Annotated in this window: 20 protein-coding genes; 11 read left to right on the top strand and 9 right to left on the bottom strand. The window is 61.0% G+C overall.

What is annotated here, in order from left to right; translation table 11 throughout:
• Positions 1 to 49 precede the first annotated feature (49 nt).
• From ACGYLQ_RS09805 to ACGYLQ_RS09795, 3 genes are all read right to left on the bottom strand, one after another.
• Positions 50 to 493: a MaoC family dehydratase gene (locus ACGYLQ_RS09805; RefSeq protein ID WP_067267345.1), complete on the bottom strand. Its 444-nt coding sequence runs from the start codon at positions 491 to 493 to the stop codon at positions 50 to 52.
• An 89-nt stretch (positions 494 to 582) separates the two neighbouring features.
• Positions 583 to 1455 carry a TIGR01459 family HAD-type hydrolase gene (locus ACGYLQ_RS09800; RefSeq protein ID WP_394442611.1) on the bottom strand — a complete coding sequence of 291 codons (873 nt, stop codon included), beginning with the start codon at positions 1453 to 1455 and terminating at the stop codon, positions 583 to 585.
• A 50-nt stretch (positions 1456 to 1505) separates the two neighbouring features.
• Positions 1506 to 2426, bottom strand: coding sequence for a manganese-dependent inorganic pyrophosphatase (locus ACGYLQ_RS09795; RefSeq protein ID WP_394442608.1), 921 nt, complete (start codon positions 2424 to 2426; stop codon positions 1506 to 1508).
• 151 nt (positions 2427 to 2577) lie between these two features.
• Between ACGYLQ_RS09795 and ACGYLQ_RS09790 the strand changes: the two genes are divergently transcribed.
• The 3 genes from ACGYLQ_RS09790 to groL all read left to right on the top strand — a co-directional run bounded on the left by ACGYLQ_RS09790 (position 2578) and on the right by groL (position 5419).
• Positions 2578 to 3297 (top strand): DUF2161 domain-containing phosphodiesterase, encoded by a 720-nt coding sequence (locus ACGYLQ_RS09790; protein WP_394442606.1) that lies wholly within the window; start codon positions 2578 to 2580, stop codon positions 3295 to 3297.
• A 126-nt stretch (positions 3298 to 3423) separates the two neighbouring features.
• Positions 3424 to 3711 carry a co-chaperone GroES gene (gene groES, locus ACGYLQ_RS09785; RefSeq protein WP_067267338.1) on the top strand — a complete coding sequence of 96 codons (288 nt, stop codon included), beginning with the start codon at positions 3424 to 3426 and terminating at the stop codon, positions 3709 to 3711.
• Positions 3712 to 3775: 64 nt separating this feature from the next.
• On the top strand, positions 3776 to 5419 hold the full coding sequence (groL, locus tag ACGYLQ_RS09780) for a chaperonin GroEL (protein ID WP_067267336.1): 1644 nt from the start codon (positions 3776 to 3778) through the stop codon (positions 5417 to 5419).
• A 99-nt stretch (positions 5420 to 5518) separates the two neighbouring features.
• Here the strand turns inward: groL and ACGYLQ_RS09775 are convergent, their stop codons facing one another.
• Both ACGYLQ_RS09775 and ACGYLQ_RS09770 read right to left on the bottom strand, forming a co-directional pair.
• Positions 5519 to 5947, bottom strand: coding sequence for a response regulator (locus ACGYLQ_RS09775; protein WP_394442603.1), 429 nt, complete (start codon positions 5945 to 5947; stop codon positions 5519 to 5521).
• 23 nt (positions 5948 to 5970) lie between these two features.
• On the bottom strand, positions 5971 to 8034 hold the full coding sequence (locus tag ACGYLQ_RS09770; protein ID WP_394442600.1) for an ATP-binding protein: 2064 nt from the start codon (positions 8032 to 8034) through the stop codon (positions 5971 to 5973).
• Here ACGYLQ_RS09770 and ACGYLQ_RS09765 point away from each other — a divergent pair.
• The 3 genes from ACGYLQ_RS09765 to ACGYLQ_RS09755 all read left to right on the top strand — a co-directional run bounded on the left by ACGYLQ_RS09765 (position 8033) and on the right by ACGYLQ_RS09755 (position 11362).
• Positions 8033 to 9508 carry an extracellular solute-binding protein gene (locus tag ACGYLQ_RS09765; RefSeq protein ID WP_394442597.1) on the top strand — a complete coding sequence of 492 codons (1476 nt, stop codon included), beginning with the start codon at positions 8033 to 8035 and terminating at the stop codon, positions 9506 to 9508. The genes ACGYLQ_RS09770 and ACGYLQ_RS09765 overlap by 2 nt on opposite strands.
• Before the next feature lie 70 nt (positions 9509 to 9578).
• Positions 9579 to 10328 (top strand): ATP-binding protein, encoded by a 750-nt coding sequence (locus ACGYLQ_RS09760; RefSeq protein ID WP_394442594.1) that lies wholly within the window; start codon positions 9579 to 9581, stop codon positions 10326 to 10328.
• A gap of 185 nt (positions 10329 to 10513) precedes the next feature.
• The gene (locus tag ACGYLQ_RS09755; RefSeq protein ID WP_394442591.1) at positions 10514 to 11362 is read left to right on the top strand and encodes a DMT family transporter; all 849 of its coding nucleotides are present in this window, start codon (positions 10514 to 10516) and stop codon (positions 11360 to 11362) included.
• Here ACGYLQ_RS09755 and ACGYLQ_RS09750 read toward each other — a convergent pair.
• Positions 11328 to 11792 carry an NUDIX domain-containing protein gene (locus ACGYLQ_RS09750; RefSeq protein ID WP_394442588.1) on the bottom strand — a complete coding sequence of 155 codons (465 nt, stop codon included), beginning with the start codon at positions 11790 to 11792 and terminating at the stop codon, positions 11328 to 11330. The genes ACGYLQ_RS09755 and ACGYLQ_RS09750 overlap by 35 nt on opposite strands.
• Before the next feature lie 66 nt (positions 11793 to 11858).
• On the opposite strand from ACGYLQ_RS09750, the gene ACGYLQ_RS09745 reads away from it, so the two are divergent.
• Both ACGYLQ_RS09745 and ACGYLQ_RS09740 read left to right on the top strand, forming a co-directional pair.
• Positions 11859 to 12656 carry an esterase/lipase family protein gene (locus ACGYLQ_RS09745; RefSeq protein WP_394411450.1) on the top strand — a complete coding sequence of 266 codons (798 nt, stop codon included), beginning with the start codon at positions 11859 to 11861 and terminating at the stop codon, positions 12654 to 12656.
• On the top strand, positions 12643 to 13785 hold the full coding sequence (locus ACGYLQ_RS09740) for an alpha-D-ribose 1-methylphosphonate 5-triphosphate diphosphatase (RefSeq protein WP_394442585.1): 1143 nt from the start codon (positions 12643 to 12645) through the stop codon (positions 13783 to 13785). The genes ACGYLQ_RS09745 and ACGYLQ_RS09740 overlap by 14 nt, the downstream gene beginning before the upstream one ends.
• Before the next feature lie 2 nt (positions 13786 to 13787).
• On the opposite strand, the gene ACGYLQ_RS09735 is transcribed toward ACGYLQ_RS09740, so the two are convergent.
• The 3 genes from ACGYLQ_RS09735 to ACGYLQ_RS09725 all read right to left on the bottom strand — a co-directional run bounded on the left by ACGYLQ_RS09735 (position 13788) and on the right by ACGYLQ_RS09725 (position 15656).
• Positions 13788 to 14858, bottom strand: a complete 1071-nt coding sequence (locus tag ACGYLQ_RS09735; RefSeq protein WP_394442582.1) for a 5-(carboxyamino)imidazole ribonucleotide synthase — start codon at positions 14856 to 14858, stop codon at positions 13788 to 13790.
• Positions 14851 to 15336, bottom strand: coding sequence for a 5-(carboxyamino)imidazole ribonucleotide mutase (gene purE / locus ACGYLQ_RS09730; RefSeq protein WP_209218256.1), 486 nt, complete (start codon positions 15334 to 15336; stop codon positions 14851 to 14853). Before purE ends, ACGYLQ_RS09735 begins: the two co-directional genes overlap by 8 nt.
• Before the next feature lie 95 nt (positions 15337 to 15431).
• A complete protein-coding gene (locus ACGYLQ_RS09725; RefSeq protein WP_067267347.1) occupies positions 15432 to 15656 on the bottom strand; it encodes a YdcH family protein in 225 nt (74 codons plus the stop codon).
• 163 nt (positions 15657 to 15819) lie between these two features.
• On the opposite strand from ACGYLQ_RS09725, the gene ACGYLQ_RS09720 reads away from it, so the two are divergent.
• The 3 genes from ACGYLQ_RS09720 (at position 15820) to ACGYLQ_RS09710 (ending at position 17413) form a co-directional block, all read left to right on the top strand.
• The gene (locus ACGYLQ_RS09720) at positions 15820 to 16233 is read left to right on the top strand and encodes an Hsp20 family protein (protein WP_067267324.1); all 414 of its coding nucleotides are present in this window, start codon (positions 15820 to 15822) and stop codon (positions 16231 to 16233) included.
• Between the two features lie 4 nt (positions 16234 to 16237).
• Positions 16238 to 16456: a DUF1150 family protein gene (locus tag ACGYLQ_RS09715; protein ID WP_007119022.1), complete on the top strand. Its 219-nt coding sequence runs from the start codon at positions 16238 to 16240 to the stop codon at positions 16454 to 16456.
• A 78-nt stretch (positions 16457 to 16534) separates the two neighbouring features.
• Positions 16535 to 17413 (top strand): PhzF family phenazine biosynthesis protein, encoded by an 879-nt coding sequence (locus ACGYLQ_RS09710; RefSeq protein ID WP_394442579.1) that lies wholly within the window; start codon positions 16535 to 16537, stop codon positions 17411 to 17413.
• The last annotated feature ends 118 nt before the right edge of the window (positions 17414 to 17531 follow it).

Genomic DNA, 17531 nt, shown 5'->3' with positions numbered 1-17531 from the left:
CCGTGCTGCGGGGCAAGAGCAAGATGCACAGGCGGCGAAAACTGCCCGCTCAGTCGAGCTTGGCCGAGGGCGCCAGCACCGTGGCCTCTCCGGCCAACACGGGTTTGCCGTCGACCGTACAGCGGCAGTCCATTTTGACGCGACGCTTGGCGATGTCCATGTCGGTCACGGTGACTTCGGCCAGTACCATATCGCCGGGGCGCACGGGGCCGAGGAATTTGAGCGATTGCCCAAGGTAGATCGTGCCATGGCCGGGCAGCTGTTCCCCGATCACCGCCGAGATCAGCCCCGCGGTCAGCATCCCATGGGCAATGCGCCCCTCGAATATCGTCTCGCGGGCATAGTCGTCATCCAGATGCACCGGGTTGCGGTCGGTCGAGACCTGCGCGAAAAGTTCGATATCCATATCGGTCACGACTTTGCGCAGATGGCGCGACATGCCGATTTCGATATCTTCGATGCAGATCGTCCCGCGTGGCATATTGTCCAACATGACGGCTCCTTGGTAACAAAGTGACGCTAGGCTGCGCCGAGTTGCAACTTTATTACTTCGCAGTTGCAGAAAATCAAGCTCTTTCTGGGTTAGCGCAGGAACCCGATGGCATAGGTCGGGGCCGATGCTTCGCGGTCGAGATAGGCGCGGAGTTTGGCTTCGTCTGGCTGCTCGGTCGTGGCGGTTTCCGCGGCGGCCAGTCCGCCGGTGATGAAGAGCGAATCGATCCCTTCGTCCATCGCGCCTTTGACATCCGTCAGAATGCCGTCGCCGATGGCGAGGATGCGGTTGTCGGGGATGTCGACCTCAAGCGCGGCAAGACGGCGGCGGGCGAGGTCATAGATCGGGGCGTGGGGCTTGCCGAAATAGAGGCTTTCGCCCCCCATTTCCGTATAGAGCGCAGCCAGCGCCCCCGCGCACCATTCGCGCACCTCGCCCCGGTCGACCACGATATCGGGGTTGGCGCAGAGCAGCTTCAGCCCGCGGGCGATGGCCTGCTCAAACTCGGGGCGCATGACTTCCGGGTCAGCCATGGCATCGACGGGGCCGGTGCAGACGATCCCCTCGGCCTGCGCCAGCGGGACGGTCTCGATATCGACCGGGTCTTTCAGGATGTTCAGCGGCTCGAAAAACTTGCGCTCTCCGGGATGGCCGATGAACCAGACCTTTTCGCCCACGGCCCCTCGGAACATCGCCGACCGCGCGGAATCGCCGGAGGTGGCGATGCTGTCCCATGCGTCTTGCGGCACGCCGAATTGCTGCAACTGTTTCTCCACGCCTTCGCGGGGGCGGGGGGAGTTGGTGACCAAGACGACCTTGCCGCCGGTCTTGCGATAGGCCTGCAAGGCCGCCACCGCCGCGGGTAGCGCTTTGCGCCCGTCATGCACGCAGCCCCAAAGATCGACGAAAAGCGCGTCATATTGATCGGATACGTCGGGCAGAGCAGAGATAATGCGGGTCATGGGGCGGCCTTTCAAAAAGTGAGGGCGGGCACTAGGCCCGCCCGATTGGCTTACATCTTGAGGTTCGGGATGATCTGCTTTTTACGGCTCATCACACCGGGCAGCACGACCGTGTCGCCGGAGACCTCAGCGCCAAAGCTCTGCTCGGCGATGTGTTTGACCATATCGTTGGGCACCAAGAGCGTCGCCTCTTCTTTCAGAATGTCGACGATGAACAAAAGCACCTGCGCGGCACCGTCGGCTTCGGCCACTTTGGGCATCTCGGCCATCAGCGTGTCCTTACGCTCGAGCAGCGGCGCGGGGGAGGTGGTTTCCAACACACTCACGCGCAGGTTGGTGCCGTCAAGGTCAAAGCCCTTGCTGTCCATGCGCAGCAGTTCCGCTTCGCTGAAGGCAGAGACATCGGATTTCGCGGCGAACATTTCGGCCGCGTAATCCGTGATATCGACGCCGAGATCCTGCGCGATGTCATGGGCGATGGCGCGGTCTTCTTGGGTGGTGGTCGGGCTGCGGAACTCAAGCGTGTCCGACAGAATGCAGGACAGGGCCGCGGCCTTTACCCCGCGCGGGGCCTGCGCCCAATCCTTGCCGATCATCTTGTACATGATCGTCGCGGTGCAGGCGAGCGGCTGGATGTTGATCTCGATCGGGCCGCGTGTCTCAAGCCCCGCCACCAGACGGTGGTGGTCGATGATGCCGGTGATATCGGCGTCATTGATGTTGTCGGGCAGTTCGGCGGGGTTGTTGGTGTCGACGATGACAACCTTGGTGTCGGCCTCAAGCTCGGTCAGGATTTCGGGCTTTTCGAGGTCCCATTTGTCGAGCATGAACAGCGCTTCGGTATTCGGCTCGCCCAGCAGGACGGGTTTGGCGGGGATGCCTTTGATCTCATTGAGATACCATGCCCAAACGATCGGGCTGCCGGTGCTGTCGGTGTCGGGGGATTTATGGCCAAAAACAAGCGTTGTCATGGGGCGGTCCTGTCTGTTCGGGTGGATTTGCGCGCCTTATAGCAGGTTGAATAGGCTTGTCACCTGCGCGCGCTGCAATGCGGCATTGCGCGGCACCTTCAGGCGCTGCCGCCCTTTGCATAGCGCCGCGCGATGGGGCAAGTTGCGCGCCATGAGTAATCCGCGCGAAACCGATCTTTACCCGCCGATCAAAGCCTTCCTTGAGGATCAGGGCTATGTGGTGAAGGCCGAGGTCGGCGCGGCGGATGTGGTGGCCGTGCGCGGGGCAGAGCCGCCGGTGGTGGTGGAGTTGAAGCTCGGCTTTTCGCTGGCGCTGTTTCATCAATGTCTGGCGCGGCTGAAAGTGGCGGATGATGTTTACCTTGCCGTGGCGCGCCAACCGGGAAAGCGCTTTGCCAAGGCGGTGAAGGACAACGTCACGCTGGCCCGGCGGCTGGGGCTGGGGCTGATCACCGTGCGGCTGTCGGACGGGCTGGTCGAGGTGCATTGCGATCCTGGCCCCTATGCGCCGCGCAAGAATGCCAAACGGGCGGCGCTGCTCTTGCGGGAGTTTGCCCGGCGGCAGGGCGATCCGAACGACGGCGGCCAAACCCGCGCGGGACTGGTGACGGCTTACCGACAGGATGCGCTGAAGCTCGCGGTTTATCTGTTCGAAGCGGGCGCCAGCAAAGGCGCGGATGTGGCCCGCGCGACCGGTGTCTCGGCGGCGACCCGCATGATGCGGGACGATCACTATGGTTGGTTTGAAAAGGTCGACAAAGGCATATACGGGCTGACCCCAAAGGGGGCCGAGGCCGTTGCGACTGCGGGGCGTGTTTTGGGGCCGAATAATGGTTCCAATGCGGTCAAAATTTTTCAACGCCGTTGTTGACAGGCCGCGGGCCGCTCCTTAGCTATGCATCGTTATCACTCACATGGGTCGAGTGCTAACGGCTGCACCCCTCGCCCGGAGGGGGTGGCTTGGAAGAGTAACTTTGAGCCTTAAGGAGCTGCAAAGATGGCATTGAAACCGCTTCATGACCGTGTGCTGGTCAAGCGCACAGAAAGCGAAGAGAAAACCGCCGGCGGGCTGATCATCCCCGATTCCGCCAAGGAAAAGCCTTCCGAAGGTGAAGTCGTGGCTGTTGGCACCGGCGCCCGCAAAGACAACGGCGAGCTGATCGAAATGGCCGTCGCACCCGGCGACAAAATCCTGTTCGGCAAGTGGTCCGGCACAGAGGTCACCGTCGACGGCGAAGAAATGCTGATGATGAAAGAAAGCGACATCATGGGGATCATCGCGTAAGCCACCCGGCTTGCCGACCCTTTGAAGACGCTGACATCAATCCAAGATTTTAGGAGAAGACAACATGGCTGCTAAGGACGTCAAATTTGACACCGATGCCCGCAACCGGATGCTCAAGGGTGTGAACATCCTTGCCGATGCGGTGAAAGTCACACTCGGCCCCAAAGGCCGGAACGTGGTTCTGGACAAATCCTTCGGCGCACCGCGCATCACCAAAGACGGTGTATCCGTGGCGAAGGAAATCGAACTGGAAGACAAGTTCGAGAACATGGGCGCGCAGATGGTCAAGGAAGTCGCTTCCCGGACCAACGACGAAGCCGGTGACGGCACCACCACCGCGACCGTTCTGGCCCAAGCCATCGTGCGCGAAGGCATGAAATCGGTTGCCGCTGGCATGAACCCGATGGACCTCAAGCGCGGCATCGATCTGGCGACTGCCAAGGTCGTCGACGCGATCAAAGCCGCCGCACGCGACGTGTCCGACAGCGACGAAGTCGCGCAGGTTGGCACCATCTCCGCCAACGGTGAGCGTGAAATCGGCCGCCAGATCGCGGACGCGATGCAGAAAGTCGGCAACGAAGGCGTGATCACCGTCGAAGAGAACAAAGGTCTGGAAACCGAGACCGATGTCGTCGAAGGCATGCAGTTCGACCGTGGCTACCTGAGCCCCTATTTCGTCACCAACTCCGACAAGATGACTGTCGAGCTGGAAGACGCGATCATCCTGCTGCACGAGAAGAAACTGTCGAGCCTTCAGCCGATGGTGCCGCTGCTCGAGCAGGTCATCCAGTCCCAGAAGCCGCTTCTGATCATCGCCGAAGACGTCGAGGGCGAAGCCCTGGCGACCCTCGTCGTGAACAAGCTGCGTGGTGGTCTGAAAATTGCTGCTGTGAAGGCGCCGGGCTTCGGTGACCGTCGCAAAGCGATGCTGCAAGACCTCGCGATCCTTACCGGTGGTCAAGTGATCTCCGAAGACCTCGGCATGAAGCTCGAGTCCGTGACCATGGACATGCTGGGTTCGGCCAAGAAAGTGTCGATCACCAAAGACGAGACCACCGTTGTTGACGGCGCTGGCGAGAAGGCCGAGATCGAAGCCCGCGTGGCTCAGATCCGCAACCAGATCGAAGAGACCACCTCCGACTACGACCGTGAGAAGCTGCAAGAGCGCGTTGCCAAACTGGCAGGCGGTGTTGCCGTGATCCGCGTTGGCGGCATGACCGAAGTCGAAGTGAAAGAGCGCAAGGACCGCGTCGATGACGCGCTGAACGCGACACGTGCCGCTGTTCAAGAAGGCATCGTCGTTGGCGGTGGTGTGGCTCTGGTTCAAGGCGCCAAGAAGCTGGAAGGCCTCACAGGCGACAACAACGACCAGAACGTCGGTATCTCCATCGTCCGCAAGGCGCTGGAAGCACCGCTGCGTCAGATCGCTGAGAACGCTGGTGTGGACGGTTCGGTTGTGGCCGGCAAAATCCGCGAAAGCGACGACCTGAAGTTCGGCTTCAACGCACAGACCGAAGAATATGGCGACATGTTCTCCTTCGGCGTCATCGACCCCGCGAAAGTGGTGCGCACCGCACTGCAAGATGCAGCTTCGATCGCAGGTCTGTTGATCACCACCGAAGCGATGGTTGCCGACAAGCCCGCTAAAGAGGGCGCAGCCCCCGCAGGCGGCATGCCCGACATGGGCGGCATGGGCGGCATGATGTAAGCCAGCCCTTTCGGCTAAGGTTCCGGAGGCGCGCCAGCAACGGCGCGCCTCTTTTCGTTTCGGGGGGCTTTGACTGGCGGTTAACCGGTTCTCATCGGCCTAACTGGGCAGCTCCACGATCCGCGCGTAGGTGTTAAGCATGTCGAGCGCATTTGCAAAGGTCTCTGACGGGTTCTCCTTCACGATATAGCCCGCGACATTCTTGCTATAGGCCGATTGCACATCCGTGGGCATATCGGAGGTCGTGAAGACGAAGACCACCATACGCTCCAAGGCGGGATCGGCCCGAACGACCTTCAAGAACTCAAGCCCGCCCATGCGCGGCATATTGAGGTCGAGCGTGATGATGTAAGGCGGCAATCGTCCGTGCCGCTTCACTTCCTCCGCCAGAAACTCAAGCGCCTGCTGGCCGTCATGGCAAACCGCCGTCTCATTGACGATCTTCAACTTGCGCATTGCCCGTTGCATGGCCATCACGCTGACTTTGTCGTCATCGACGATAAGAAATTTCGCGGGCGTCGTTTCCATCCGATACTCCTTTCCGACTTTCGTCACGCTGCGGCCGCCACGGGCAGGGATTGATGTGCTTGTGGTGCCAGTGGAAGCTCAACCACAAAGGTCGCGCCGCGCCCTTTGTCAGGGTCGGAAAATAGCGTGACCTTGCCTTTTTGGTGGGCCGCAAGCTTGCTTACGATGGCGAGGCCCAAGCCGCTCCCCTCAACCTCATCGCGGGGTTTAAGGGTTTGAAAGAGTTCAAATATCTTTTGCTGATGTCGAAGCTCTATACCCGGCCCGTCATCGCGGACGGTCAAGACAAGGTGGTCCTGCCGACGCTGCGCACTGATATGGATCGTCCCATGATCCCGGTCATGGTGTTTGATCGCATTCGAGATAAGATTGCCCAAGATTTGCTGCAAGGGTGTGAGCTGCGCGTCGACGACCTGCTCCGCCCCGGTAAAGGTGATTTTGAAACGGCCTTCGGTATCGATGTAGCGAGCGAGCTCCGTCACCAAGCGGCCAAGATGGACAGGCTCCGGCGCAGGCTGGTCCTGCCCTGCGCGGGCGTAGTCCAACAGGTCGGCCAAAAGACGGTTTAGCCGGTCGATCCGTTGTTGAGACATCAGCAAATAGCTTCGGCTTTCCGCGCTCAGCGCGTTGTCTTCATCCTCCAGCACCCAAAGGCTCAATTCATGCACCGCCCGGAGGGGCGACCGCAGGTCGTGCGCAGTGACATAGGCGAATTTCTCCAACTCGATATTCGAGCGCCGAAGCTCCTCCGCCGTGGTGCGGAAGACGGTCAATGCGCGCGCCATCTCTCCAAGTTCGTCCCGCCCTCTCACGGTAATCGGATGGTCGAGATCCCCCCGAGCAATCGCGGTCACGGAATCGGTCAAGCGTATGATGCGGCGGTTAAACTGCCGTTCGATAACCAAGCCGTTGGTCATTGCAATCACGAGAAAGGCGCAGGCCATGGTGAGACCCACGGTCCAAATGACCTGGTTGATGGTATCACGCAGGGCCTGCGTCGCAGCATCCACCCGCTCTAGGGTATTCTGGGTCAGATCGGAGGAGATATCGGAAATCTCCACGATCATGGGGAGATGTTCGGCTTGCAGCCTTTCGAAGCTATTATGGAACCGCAGGCGGGCCGTTGTATGGGCAAAAAGCCCGGTTTCGGGACGAAGCAGCAGGTCGCGCAACGCGTTAATCTGGCGGGCAAGTGACCGCCTGCTTGCTGTCTCGTGAATGCGCGGTAAGCGGGTTATGGCATCCTGAAAATGTTCTTCGACAAGCAGTTTCGCGCGCGCGGGTTGAAGGGGTTGGTTCTGTAGCCCTTGCGACATGACGATATTGATCAGCGTGTCGAGACTGAGCCGAATGTCATTCAAATTGACCGCACTTAACAGCAATTCGGGAAAGCGGGACGTAGAATTTTTTTGCTGGCCGGAACTCGAAATCCCAGAGGGTTCGGCCAGAACAGCTTCGGTCTGCCTAGAAAGCCGATAGGCTAGATCGTCGATAATGAGATGACTTTGCTCTTGGATTTGCTCGACAAGATCGAGGGTTGAGACGATTTGCGCCTCCGCGCCCCGCATCTCCTGAAGGCTGACTACTGTCGCATCCGTCGCGCGCCGTGCCATCTGGAGACGCTGTTCCAGTCGGGCGGCCAAGGGGGGCGCGATCTCGGACGTCGACAGATCAGCCAAAAGTTTGGAGATTTCGCTGATCTTTGTCCCGATTTCCTGCCCAAGGACAGATCGCGAAGCGGTGTGATCTTGCTGATTTAACTGCTCAATCGAAAGGAATACACCATTCAAAGACCGCTCAATCTGCTGGGAAATGGCCAACATCGGTAGCGCCGATTGGCTTAGATGAGCATGACTGGCCAACACAGCGCGCATTTGCCCCGTAGCAACCCACCCCGCTAGGCCGATGATGCCCGCAACGAGCAGAAAAGCGGCCCTGAGACGGGTGCTGATACGGCTGCCGAAAAGCTGCAGGAGGCGCCAAGGGGAGTGCATCGTTTTCATACCTTGTGAATAGCCGTGACCGATTAACGCAATGTTAATCGCCGTCGCCCTAAAACCAGCGCCATGACAGCGGGAAGGGGTCATGCCCCGCGTATTGGAGGATCGAATCGTGTCAGGCGGCCGCAGGTTGACAAGGCGAACGGTTTCAATCGGATTGGGCGCCGGTCTCAGCACGCTGATCGCCGCTCCGGCATTCGGTGAGGCGATCGATATAAAGGTGGCCGCGCAGGCCCGCGAATTGGGGGGAAACGCCAAGACGCTTTCGGTGCTATTGCCTGAAGGGTCGCGGGCCAATCTCGCGCCGGTTGCAAAAGCCTTTACAGAACGGACCGGGGTCGCGGTCGACCTACAAGAAGTGCATGTAGATCAGATCAACGCGGAACTGACGCTTAATAGTGTACTCGGGGAGGCGCGATATGACGTGGCTTTGCCTGCGACTTTTGGTGTCGCAGATCTGGTGGCCGCGGGGGCGGTCCACGCTTTGGATGGCTTCGCCGAACGCTATGAACCGCCGGGGTTTCGCGACCCTATGCTTTACCAAGAAGGGGATAGGTTCGACGGCAAAACTTATGGATTTCAAACGGATGGCGACGCCTATTTGATGTTCTACCATCGCGAGATGCTTCGCGATCCGGATGACCAAGCGCGCTACGCCGATCGTTTCGGCTATCCACTTGTTCAGCCAGAAACTTGGCAGGAACTGGACCGGCAGATCCGGTTCTTTCATGCACCGGAGGCTGGTCGATATGGCGGATTGTTGTTCCGCACGCCGGGGTATCTGGCATGGGAATGGTGGGTGCGGTTTCACGCCAAGGGCTATTGGCCTCTGACCACGGATATGACGCCCCAAATCGCAGATGATCCGGGTGTCGCGGCGCTGGAAGAGTTGATTGCGATCACGGACTGCCTTGCCCCCGAAACCTCAAGCCTGGGGCTGTTTGGAAATTGGGCGCGATACGCGAAGGGTGATGTCTATTGCAACATCGGCTGGGGCGGAACGCAGAAATACCTTAACTCTCCTCGATCATTGATGCGCGGACGGACGGTTTACGGGCCAACCCCCGGAGGGCAAGTGGGGGAGGAACTGCTTGAAATCCCGTATTTCAACTGGGGGTGGAGCTTTGTGATCAGCGCGGCATCGACCCAGAAAGAACTCGCCTATTTATTTGCCCTCTTCGCGGTCACGCCAGCAATGTCGACACTTGCCGTTCGGCAACCGGATGGTTTTTTCGATCCCTTCCGCCGTGAGCACTACAGTGATCCGGGGGTGGAGGCGGCCTATTCAAAGCCCTTTCTGAAGGTGCATCGCGCGTCGCTTAACGGGGCGATTCCCGATTTCTATTTGAAAGGGCAATCTGAGTATTTCCAAACATTGGGGAGGGGATTGGATAAGGCCCTTCAGGGTGAGGTTTCGCCGAAAATGGCCCTGACCCGGGTGGCACAGCAATGGCAGTTGATCACCAGCCGGGTTGGACGCGAAAGGCAAATACAAAGGTGGGCGCGCCTGCGTGCGAAATATCCCCCCAATGCGCGTCGTTTGCTACGGGATCTCGTTTGATGGAACCTTTGGTTTTAATTCGGGATAGCAGGGCGTTCTGCTCATGCGCTGATCGCAGGGAGGTCGCGATATGCCACAGCGGCTGTTAAAGCTACCTGCCGACCATGAGCTACCTTCGCGCGAAGAGCCGCAGCCTCCCGGGCCGGATGCGGAGGAATTTATACATCTGGTAAGTCACGATCTGCGCGGTTCCATTCGCGCGTTGTTGGAACTGCCTGAATGGATCGCCGAGGATATTGAGGAGGCGGGACTGGAGGTAAGCCCTTCTGTCAACAGTTCTATCGCCTTGATGAAGCGGCACACGCGGCGGTTGGATCGGATGTTAGTCGACCTGCTTCAATACTCACGCGCCGGAAGAGGGAGCGATGCGTCTGAGGTCGAGCTTAAGCAGGCCTTTCATGCCGCGGTAGAGGAAGTCGGGCCGCCCAGTGGTTTCCGGGTTGATCATTACTTCGGGTGCGACTCTTTCTGCTTTGACCATCAGGACCTGCACCGGCTTTTCGTGGCGTTGATTGGAAACGCGATCAAGCATCATGATCGGTTTTCCGGGCGGGTTGAGGTAGTGATAAAAAGCGAAGGGGAGGCCATGATGCTGACCGTTTCCGATGATGGGCCGGGAATACCGCCGCGTTATCATGAGCGTGTCTTCCAGCCGATGACCACTTTGCGGTCCCGCGATGAGGTTGAAGGGTCGGGCTTGGGGCTGGCCTTAGTTCGCAAAATCGCTGCGGCCTATGGGGGGCATGCCTGTTTGGTATCCACCGGTGCTGAGCGTGGTACGACTGTATCCGTGCGTTTGGAGGGCGTGGCTATGACATAGCATAGGTGAAACCCCAGGGAGCCATGGAACCCCTCTGGCACCACTATCGAATTGCAGCGCGCGTACCGCCTTATCTCACCACAGCATTCAACGCGAAGGAGGAGATCATCACGTCCCAGTTAGAACCTTGTGCAAAAGGCATTCCGCGCTTGGCGCGGCTGGAGAGGGACGCTAAGCGAGAGGTCATGCAGCTTTTCCTTCTTTCCGCCCTCACCATGTGCGCTTTTGCGGCGAACTCAATTTTGACCCGAATGGCGGTGGACGGCGGGCATATCGATCCGGCGGGCTTTGCCCTTGTGCGGGTCGGTGCGGGGGCATTGGTTTTGGCCATCTTGGTTGCGCTACGGTGTGGACGGCTGCCGCTTTTGCGGCGCAACAGGATCGGCGGAGCCGTGAGCCTCGCTGTCTATATGATCGGGTTCAGTCTGGCGTATCTGACGTTGGATGCGGGGCTCGGGGCGCTCATCCTTTTTGGCGTGGTGCAGATTACCATGTTCACCTACGCCGCTTTGACCGGCGCGGCGCCCACCGCGCGGCAGATTACAGGGGCTGCGGCGGCTTTTGCGGGATTGGTTTTGGTCCTCTGGCCGGATGGGCAGGGTTCCACTGATCCAATCGGCGCCGGGCTGATGGTTCTGGCGGGGATCGGCTGGGCCGCCTATACGATCATTGGTCGCAGATCTGGCGATCCGCTGGCAGCGACTTCGGCGAACTTTTTGCTGTGCTTGCCGTTCATGCTCATCCTGCCCGCTTTTGCGGGGGCGCATTTCAGCCTGACGGGGCTTTTGTTGGGCGCGCTTTGTGGTGGGGTGACCTCGGGCCTCGGCTATGCCCTGTGGTATGCGGTGCTGACGCGGATCGACGGGGGCACGGCGGCGGTGGCGCAGCTGAGCGTGCCGATCATCGCGATTCTCGCCGGGGCGCTGCTGCTGGGTGAGCCGCTGAGCTTGACGCTTGTCCTCGCAACGGCCTTGGTTTTGGGCGGGATCGCGTGGGCGATCAGCGCAAAATCGGCTCCAACGGATCGTAGGTGATTGCCACCTCCTCGGGGCCAAAGGCGACCGTGCCGAGGCTATCGGGCTTGTGGGGGACTTGTGCCAGTTCCGCTTGAGTGACCCATTGATGCCGCGTGACGATGGCTTCCCGGTCTTGCCATTCGGGGGCGATTTGGGCGGACCCGAGGATGTGGCATCTGAAATAGATGTCCACCTGATGGAAATCGCCGCCGGGGTCGTGGAACTCATTAACCAAACAGGGCGCGCCGACGGAGATCGCGAGGCCCGTTTCCTCAAAAACCTCGCGGCGCAGGTTGTCGGGGAGGGAGGCGCCGCCCTCCACCCCGCCGCCGGGGGCGCACATCAGGCCCAGCCGATCATCGGCATAGGCGTTGACCAGCAGCAGCCGGCCTTCGTGTAACAGCACGGCGCGGGCGGCCAATCGGGGGCAGGGTCGGGGCATCGGCATACTTTCGTCAGGTAACGCGCCAAGACCATTTCACAGTCGGGGCAATCAGTCTATCTGGAGGGCATGATGAGATTTTTCACCCTGCTGATTGCCGCGATCTGCTTGGCGATCCCCCTGCCTGCCGCGGCCGAAAACGCGGCGGGGCGCTGTGTTGTTTTGCTGCATGGGCTGGCCCGGACCGAGATGTCTTTTGCCGTGATGGAAGCCGCCTTGGCCGCCGAAGGCTACCGCGTGGTGCGCCCGGGCTACCCTTCCACTGAGGCCAATATCGCGGAATTGGCGAAACAGACCCTGCCGCGCGCGATTGAGGCCTGCGGCACCGCGCGGATCGATTTCGTGACCCATTCCATGGGCGGTATTTTGGTGCGCAAATGGGTGGCCGAGGCCGGGGCCGACCGGGTCGGGCGCGTGGTGATGCTGGGGCCGCCCAATCACGGCAGCGAAGTGGTGGACGAACTGGTCGAGAACCCTGCTTTCGAATGGTTGAACGGGCCCGCCGGGGCCGAGATCGGCACCGATGATGCGGCCTTGCCGAACCAATTGCCGCCGGTCCCTTTCGAGTTGGGCGTGATTGCCGGCTCACAGTCGCTAAACCCCTATTTTTCTAGCCTTTTGCCGGGGCCGGATGACGGAAAGGTCTCGGTCGCCTCGACCCGTGTGGCGGGGATGAAAGATCATATCGTCTTGCCGGTGACTCATACCTTCATGATGAACAACCCGCGCGTCATCGCCCAGACCATGGCCTTTCTGAAAACCGGCAGTTTTGATCGGTCGATGACTTTCATCGACGGGGTCCTGAATGCGATCGGCTGCCCGGAAGCGGGCTGCCTGCCGGGGGTGGGAGGGGACGATGCCAAACCTTGATCTCGTTAATGCGGAGGTGCTTCACCCCGAGGGGCTGAGCCGTGCGCCGTTGTCTTTTGCCGACGGGGTGATTGCCGATGCCCCGGTCGGGCGGCCCATTGATCTGACTGGCTTTCAAGTCTTCCCGGGGATCGTCGATCTGCATGGCGACGCGTTCGAGCGGCATCTGGCACCGCGTCGCGGGGCGATGAAACAACTATCCGAAGGGTTGGTCGCAGCGGAGGCAGAGCTCGCGGCGAATGGCATGACCACCGTGGTTTTGGCGCAATTCGTCAGTTGGGAAGGCGGTCTGCGGGGCCTGGCGTTCGCCGATCAGGTCTTTAGCGGCATCCGCGATACCGCGCCGGAATTGGTCACCGACATCCGCCCGCAGCTTCGGTTTGAGACCCATATGCTCGACCTTTACGACAGTCTGCCGCAGCGCATGGCGGATTGGGGCGTGGGCTATGTGGTGTTCAACGACCACCTGCCGCATGACCGTTTGGCGGCGGGCAAGACCCCGAAACGGCTGGTCGGGCAGGCGTTGAAGGCCGGGCGCAGCCCGGAGAGCCATTTGGCACAGATGCAGGAGATGCACGCGCGGCGCGATGAGGTGCCCGCGGCGCTGGACGGGCTTTGCGCGGAACTGGCGCAGCGTGGCGTCAAGATGGGCAGCCATGATGACCAGACCGCCGAGGGCCGCGCCCTTTGGCGGGCGCGGGGCGTGACACTGGCGGAATTCCCCGAGACGCAGGAGGCCGCCGAGGCCGCGCATGTGGCGGGAGATGCGGTCATCATGGGCGCGCCCAATGTGGTGCGCGGCGGGTCGCATAACGGCAACCTTTCGGCGCTGGACCTGATCAGCATGGGGCTCTGTCACGCGTTGGCGTCGGATTACCATTACCCCTCGCCGCGCCGCGCCGCCTTGATGCTGGCGCAGAGCGGGTTGCTGGACCTTGCGGGCGCTTGGGCGTTGGTCTCATCCGGGCCGGCGCAGGTGCTGGGGCTTACGGATCGCGGCACGCTCGCGCCGGGCAAACGCGCCGATATCGTCGTTTTGGACAAGGCCACGGGCCGCGTCGCCGCCACTTTCGCGGCGGGGCGGGTGAGCTTCATGTCCGGCGTGGTGGCGGAACGGTTCTTTGGCTGACCTCAGCCGCGGGTGATCTGGTTTACATGACCCATCTTGCGGCCTGGTTTGACCTCGGCCTTGCCGTAAAGATGCAGCGCGGTGTCGCGGGCGCGGGCCAGTTCGGGCACGCGGTCCATGTCATCGCCGATGAGGTTGGTCATCACCACATCTGCATAGCGCTGCCCATCGCCCAAGGGCCATCCGGCCACGGCGCGGATATGCTGCTCGAATTGGTCGATGGTGCAGCCGTTCTGGGTCCAATGGCCAGAGTTATGCACCCGCGGAGCGATCTCATTCACGATCAGCCCCTGCGGCGTGACGAAAAGCTCGACCCCCATGACGCCGACGTAATCCAGCGCGTTCAGCACGCGACCGGCAAGCAGCACCGCGTCGGTGCGCTGTGCATTGCTGATCTTGGCGGGCACGGTGGTGGTGTGCAGGATGCCATCGCGGTGGACGTTTTCACCGGGATCGAAACAGGCGACCTCGCCCGTGGCACTGCGCGCGGCGATGACAGAGATTTCGGCGCTGAAGTTCACGAAACCTTCGAGCACGGAAGGCGCGCCGTTCATCTCGGCCCAAGCGGCGTCGAGGTCGGCATCGTCTTTCAGCCGCGCTTGCCCCTTGCCGTCATAGCCGAAACGGCGAGTTTTGAGGATCGCAGGCGTGCCGATCTGGGCCACGGCGGCCTTCAGGCTGGCGGCGTCGGTCACTTCGGCGAAAGGGGCCACGCGCAGGCCAAGATCGCCAAGGAAGGTCTTCTCGGTCAGCCGGTCTTGGGAAATGCGCAGCGCCTCGCGGCCCGGGCGCAGCGGGGTGATCGCCTCGACCACGTCGAGCGCTTCGGTGGGGATGTTCTCAAACTCGAAGGTGACGATGTCACAGGCGCGGGCGAAAGCCTCCAGCGCCTTGTGATCGTCATAGGGGGCGGTGGTCACCGCATGAGCCACATCGGCGGCGGGCGGGTTGACACCCGGCTCGAAGATATGGGTGCGAAAGCCAAGCCGTGCTGCGGCGACAGAAAGCATGCGGCCCAATTGGCCGCCGCCCAGAATGCCGATGGTGGCGCCGGTTTGCAGGGGTTCAGTCATGCGGCACCTCGGGGATCGAAGCGCTGAGCGCGTCGCGCCAATCGTCCAGCCGTTTGGCCAATTCCGGGTCTTGCAGCGCAAGGATGCCCGCCGCCATCAGGGCGGCATTGGCCGCGCCTGCGGCACCGATGGCCATGGTCGCGACCGGGAAGCCGCGCGGCATTTGCAGGATGGAATAAAGCGAATCCACACCCGACAGCGCCTTGGTCTGCACCGGCACACCGATCACCGGCACGCGGGTTTTAGAGGCCATCATGCCCGGCAAATGCGCCGCCCCGCCTGCGCCCGCGATGATGACTTGCAAACCTCGGTCCACCGCCGTCTTGCCATAGTCCCAGAGCCGGTCCGGGGTGCGATGCGCCGAAACGATGCGCGCCTCGAAGGGGATGTTAAGCTCGTCCAGCAGGGTTGCTGCTTCGCGCATGGTGGCCCAGTCGGACTGGGACCCCATGATGATGCCAACCGGGGGCGTGGTCATTGCTGCGGGCCTTCTCTTGGTGGATCAGAGCGCGCACTATACCCATCACGGCCCATCTGGCAACGCCGATTGCCGCGGGCCATGGGGATAATGGGTCAGGCGATGATATCGGGCGTCAGCCGGTCTTCGATCTGGGCGATCAAATCCTTGAGACGCAGTTTGCGTTTCTTGAGCCGTTGCAGGGTCAGTTGATCCCCGGTGCCGCGTTCGACCAGCGCATGGATGGCGTCATCCAGATCGCGATGTTCCCGTCGAAAGACCTCAAGCTCGACACGCAGCACTTCGTCCGTTTTCATCGACAGATCGGTAGGGGCATTCATGGGCAGGTGATTCCGTTGGGCATCTGAACCTTGAATATAAGCGGTTGAGATCATTTGGCATAGCCCTTGCGCCCTTGCCCAAGCCCCCCCATATTCAATGCAACGGGCTGCCGGTTGCGGGGCCTGTGAAACACTGTCGCTTGACCTGATAAGGACGTGTCGCATGACGAAATTAACGCTTGCCTCTTACCCGCATATGCTTGGGTTTGAACAATTGGAACGGGTACTTGAACGCAGCGCCAAGGCCGGAAACGAAGGTTATCCGCCGTTCAACATCGAACAAACCTCGGATTACAGCTATCGCATCACGCTGGCGGTGGCGGGTTTTTCGGAACAGGATCTGTCGATAACCGTTGAGGATAGACAGCTCGTGATCCGTGGGCGTCAGTCCGACGATGGCGAAGATCGGGTGTTTTTGCACCGAGGAATCGCCGCGCGTCAATTCCAGCGCTCGTTCGTACTGGCCGATGGGGTCGATGTGGGCGAGGCGGTTATGGAGAATGGTCTGCTGCATGTCGACCTGACCCGCGCCAAGCCTGAAACGGTGGTTCAAACCATCAAGATCAAGAAGGGGTAACATCATGCAAGACGCAATCACCCACGGAAACGACCGTATGGTCTATGTCAAAACTATCGCTGTCGCCGATCTGCCGCGCGAGGTGCGCGATCAGGCCGAGGGGCTTGAGCTTCTCTATGCCGTTCACGATGCCGAAGGGCAGCAGCTTGCGCTGGTCGGCGATCAGAAACTCGCTTTCTCGCTGGCGCGAGAGCATGACTACCGGCCAGTGATGGTGCATTGACGCCGCGCGGCACGACGATACGCTAAGCCCGATGCAAGGCTGCAGTCCGCTGCGGCCTTTTTTATTGGGAGCGGTCTTATGGATTTCGATTTCGACTGGGTAGACGCCTTTACCGACCAAGTCTTCGGCGGCAATGGCTGCGCCGTGGTGCATGGCGGGGCAGGGCTGCCGGATGAGCTATGCATGGCCTATGTGCGCGAAACATCCCTCGTGGAATGCACCTTTACCGCCCCGTCGGAGGTCGCGGATTTCAAGGTGAAATACTATCTCGCCAGTCGTGAGATACCCTTTGCGGGCCACCCCACCATCGCCACCGTCGCAGCGCTGCGCCATCGCAGGTTGATCGGCGAAGGGCCACTGCGGTTGGAGACTGGCGCGGGGATCGTTGAGGTCGAGGTACGCGGCTCCCAAGTCGCCATGACCCAGATCGCGCCGGTTTTCGGGGAAGAAGTGCCTGCCGATCTCGTCGCCAAGGTGGGCGGCGTGGCACCCGAGGATATCATCGCCCCGCCGCAGGTAGTTTCTACCGGGCTGCCGTTTTGTATCACCGTTCTGCGCAGTCGCGCCGCCTTGGAAGGGCTGAAGCTCAACCCCGAGGCGCTCGGGGCCTATAACGCCCATCTGGGGCAGGGCAGCGATATGATGGAGCCCTTCTGGGTCACCCTCGAAGGCGCGACCGCTGAGGGCGATACCTATGCGCGGCTGCTGCTGGCGCCACCCAGCCCCGCCGAAGACCCTTTCACCGGTTCGGCGACGGGTGCCATGGCGGCCTATCTCTGGGCGCGCGGATTGATTGACAGCCCGAATTTCGTGGCCGAGCAGGGGCACCTCATGGGCCGCCCCGGACGGGCGGAAGTCGAGGTGCTTGGCTCGCGCGATGCGATCACCGGTGTCCGCGTGGCGGGGCAGGGGCGCGTGGTGATGTCGGGCCAAGTCTTCATGCCCGAGATAGCCTGACCCCAAACGTAAAACGCAGCCCCGAGGGGCTGCGTTGTTCTTAAAGCGCCCGACCTTTAACCTGAAACATATCCGGCAGCCTTGAAGTAGTTCCAGCATTCGTCCTGGGAATAGAGAT

The organism is Sulfitobacter sp. 1A12779 (assembly GCF_043557315.1).
In the GTDB taxonomy this organism is placed as follows: Bacteria; Pseudomonadota; Alphaproteobacteria; order Rhodobacterales; family Rhodobacteraceae; genus Sulfitobacter; species Sulfitobacter faviae.
This window is presented reverse-complemented; position numbering and strand designations above follow the sequence as displayed.

Bases quoted from the DNA above. Each gene is read 5' to 3' on its own strand.
- ACGYLQ_RS09805 (WP_067267345.1), bottom strand. From the start codon at position 493: ATGTTGGACAATATGCCACGCGGGACGATCTGCATCGAAGATATCGAA.
- ACGYLQ_RS09800 (WP_394442611.1), bottom strand. From the start codon at position 1,455: ATGACCCGCATTATCTCTGCTCTGCCCGACGTATCCGATCAATATGAC.
- ACGYLQ_RS09795 (WP_394442608.1), bottom strand. From the start codon at position 2,426: ATGACAACGCTTGTTTTTGGCCATAAATCCCCCGACACCGACAGCACC.
- ACGYLQ_RS09790 (WP_394442606.1), top strand. From the start codon at position 2,578: ATGAGTAATCCGCGCGAAACCGATCTTTACCCGCCGATCAAAGCCTTC.
- groES (WP_067267338.1), top strand. From the start codon at position 3,424: ATGGCATTGAAACCGCTTCATGACCGTGTGCTGGTCAAGCGCACAGAA.
- groL (WP_067267336.1), top strand. From the start codon at position 3,776: ATGGCTGCTAAGGACGTCAAATTTGACACCGATGCCCGCAACCGGATG.
- ACGYLQ_RS09775 (WP_394442603.1), bottom strand. From the start codon at position 5,947: ATGGAAACGACGCCCGCGAAATTTCTTATCGTCGATGACGACAAAGTC.
- ACGYLQ_RS09765 (WP_394442597.1), top strand. From the start codon at position 8,033: ATGCCCCGCGTATTGGAGGATCGAATCGTGTCAGGCGGCCGCAGGTTG.
- ACGYLQ_RS09770 (WP_394442600.1), bottom strand. From the start codon at position 8,034: ATGACCCCTTCCCGCTGTCATGGCGCTGGTTTTAGGGCGACGGCGATT.
- ACGYLQ_RS09760 (WP_394442594.1), top strand. From the start codon at position 9,579: ATGCCACAGCGGCTGTTAAAGCTACCTGCCGACCATGAGCTACCTTCG.
- ACGYLQ_RS09755 (WP_394442591.1), top strand. From the start codon at position 10,514: ATGCAGCTTTTCCTTCTTTCCGCCCTCACCATGTGCGCTTTTGCGGCG.
- ACGYLQ_RS09750 (WP_394442588.1), bottom strand. From the start codon at position 11,792: ATGCCGATGCCCCGACCCTGCCCCCGATTGGCCGCCCGCGCCGTGCTG.
- ACGYLQ_RS09745 (WP_394411450.1), top strand. From the start codon at position 11,859: ATGAGATTTTTCACCCTGCTGATTGCCGCGATCTGCTTGGCGATCCCC.
- ACGYLQ_RS09740 (WP_394442585.1), top strand. From the start codon at position 12,643: ATGCCAAACCTTGATCTCGTTAATGCGGAGGTGCTTCACCCCGAGGGG.
- ACGYLQ_RS09735 (WP_394442582.1), bottom strand. From the start codon at position 14,858: ATGACTGAACCCCTGCAAACCGGCGCCACCATCGGCATTCTGGGCGGC.
- purE (WP_209218256.1), bottom strand. From the start codon at position 15,336: ATGACCACGCCCCCGGTTGGCATCATCATGGGGTCCCAGTCCGACTGG.
- ACGYLQ_RS09725 (WP_067267347.1), bottom strand. From the start codon at position 15,656: ATGAATGCCCCTACCGATCTGTCGATGAAAACGGACGAAGTGCTGCGT.
- ACGYLQ_RS09720 (WP_067267324.1), top strand. From the start codon at position 15,820: ATGACGAAATTAACGCTTGCCTCTTACCCGCATATGCTTGGGTTTGAA.
- ACGYLQ_RS09715 (WP_007119022.1), top strand. From the start codon at position 16,238: ATGCAAGACGCAATCACCCACGGAAACGACCGTATGGTCTATGTCAAA.
- ACGYLQ_RS09710 (WP_394442579.1), top strand. From the start codon at position 16,535: ATGGATTTCGATTTCGACTGGGTAGACGCCTTTACCGACCAAGTCTTC.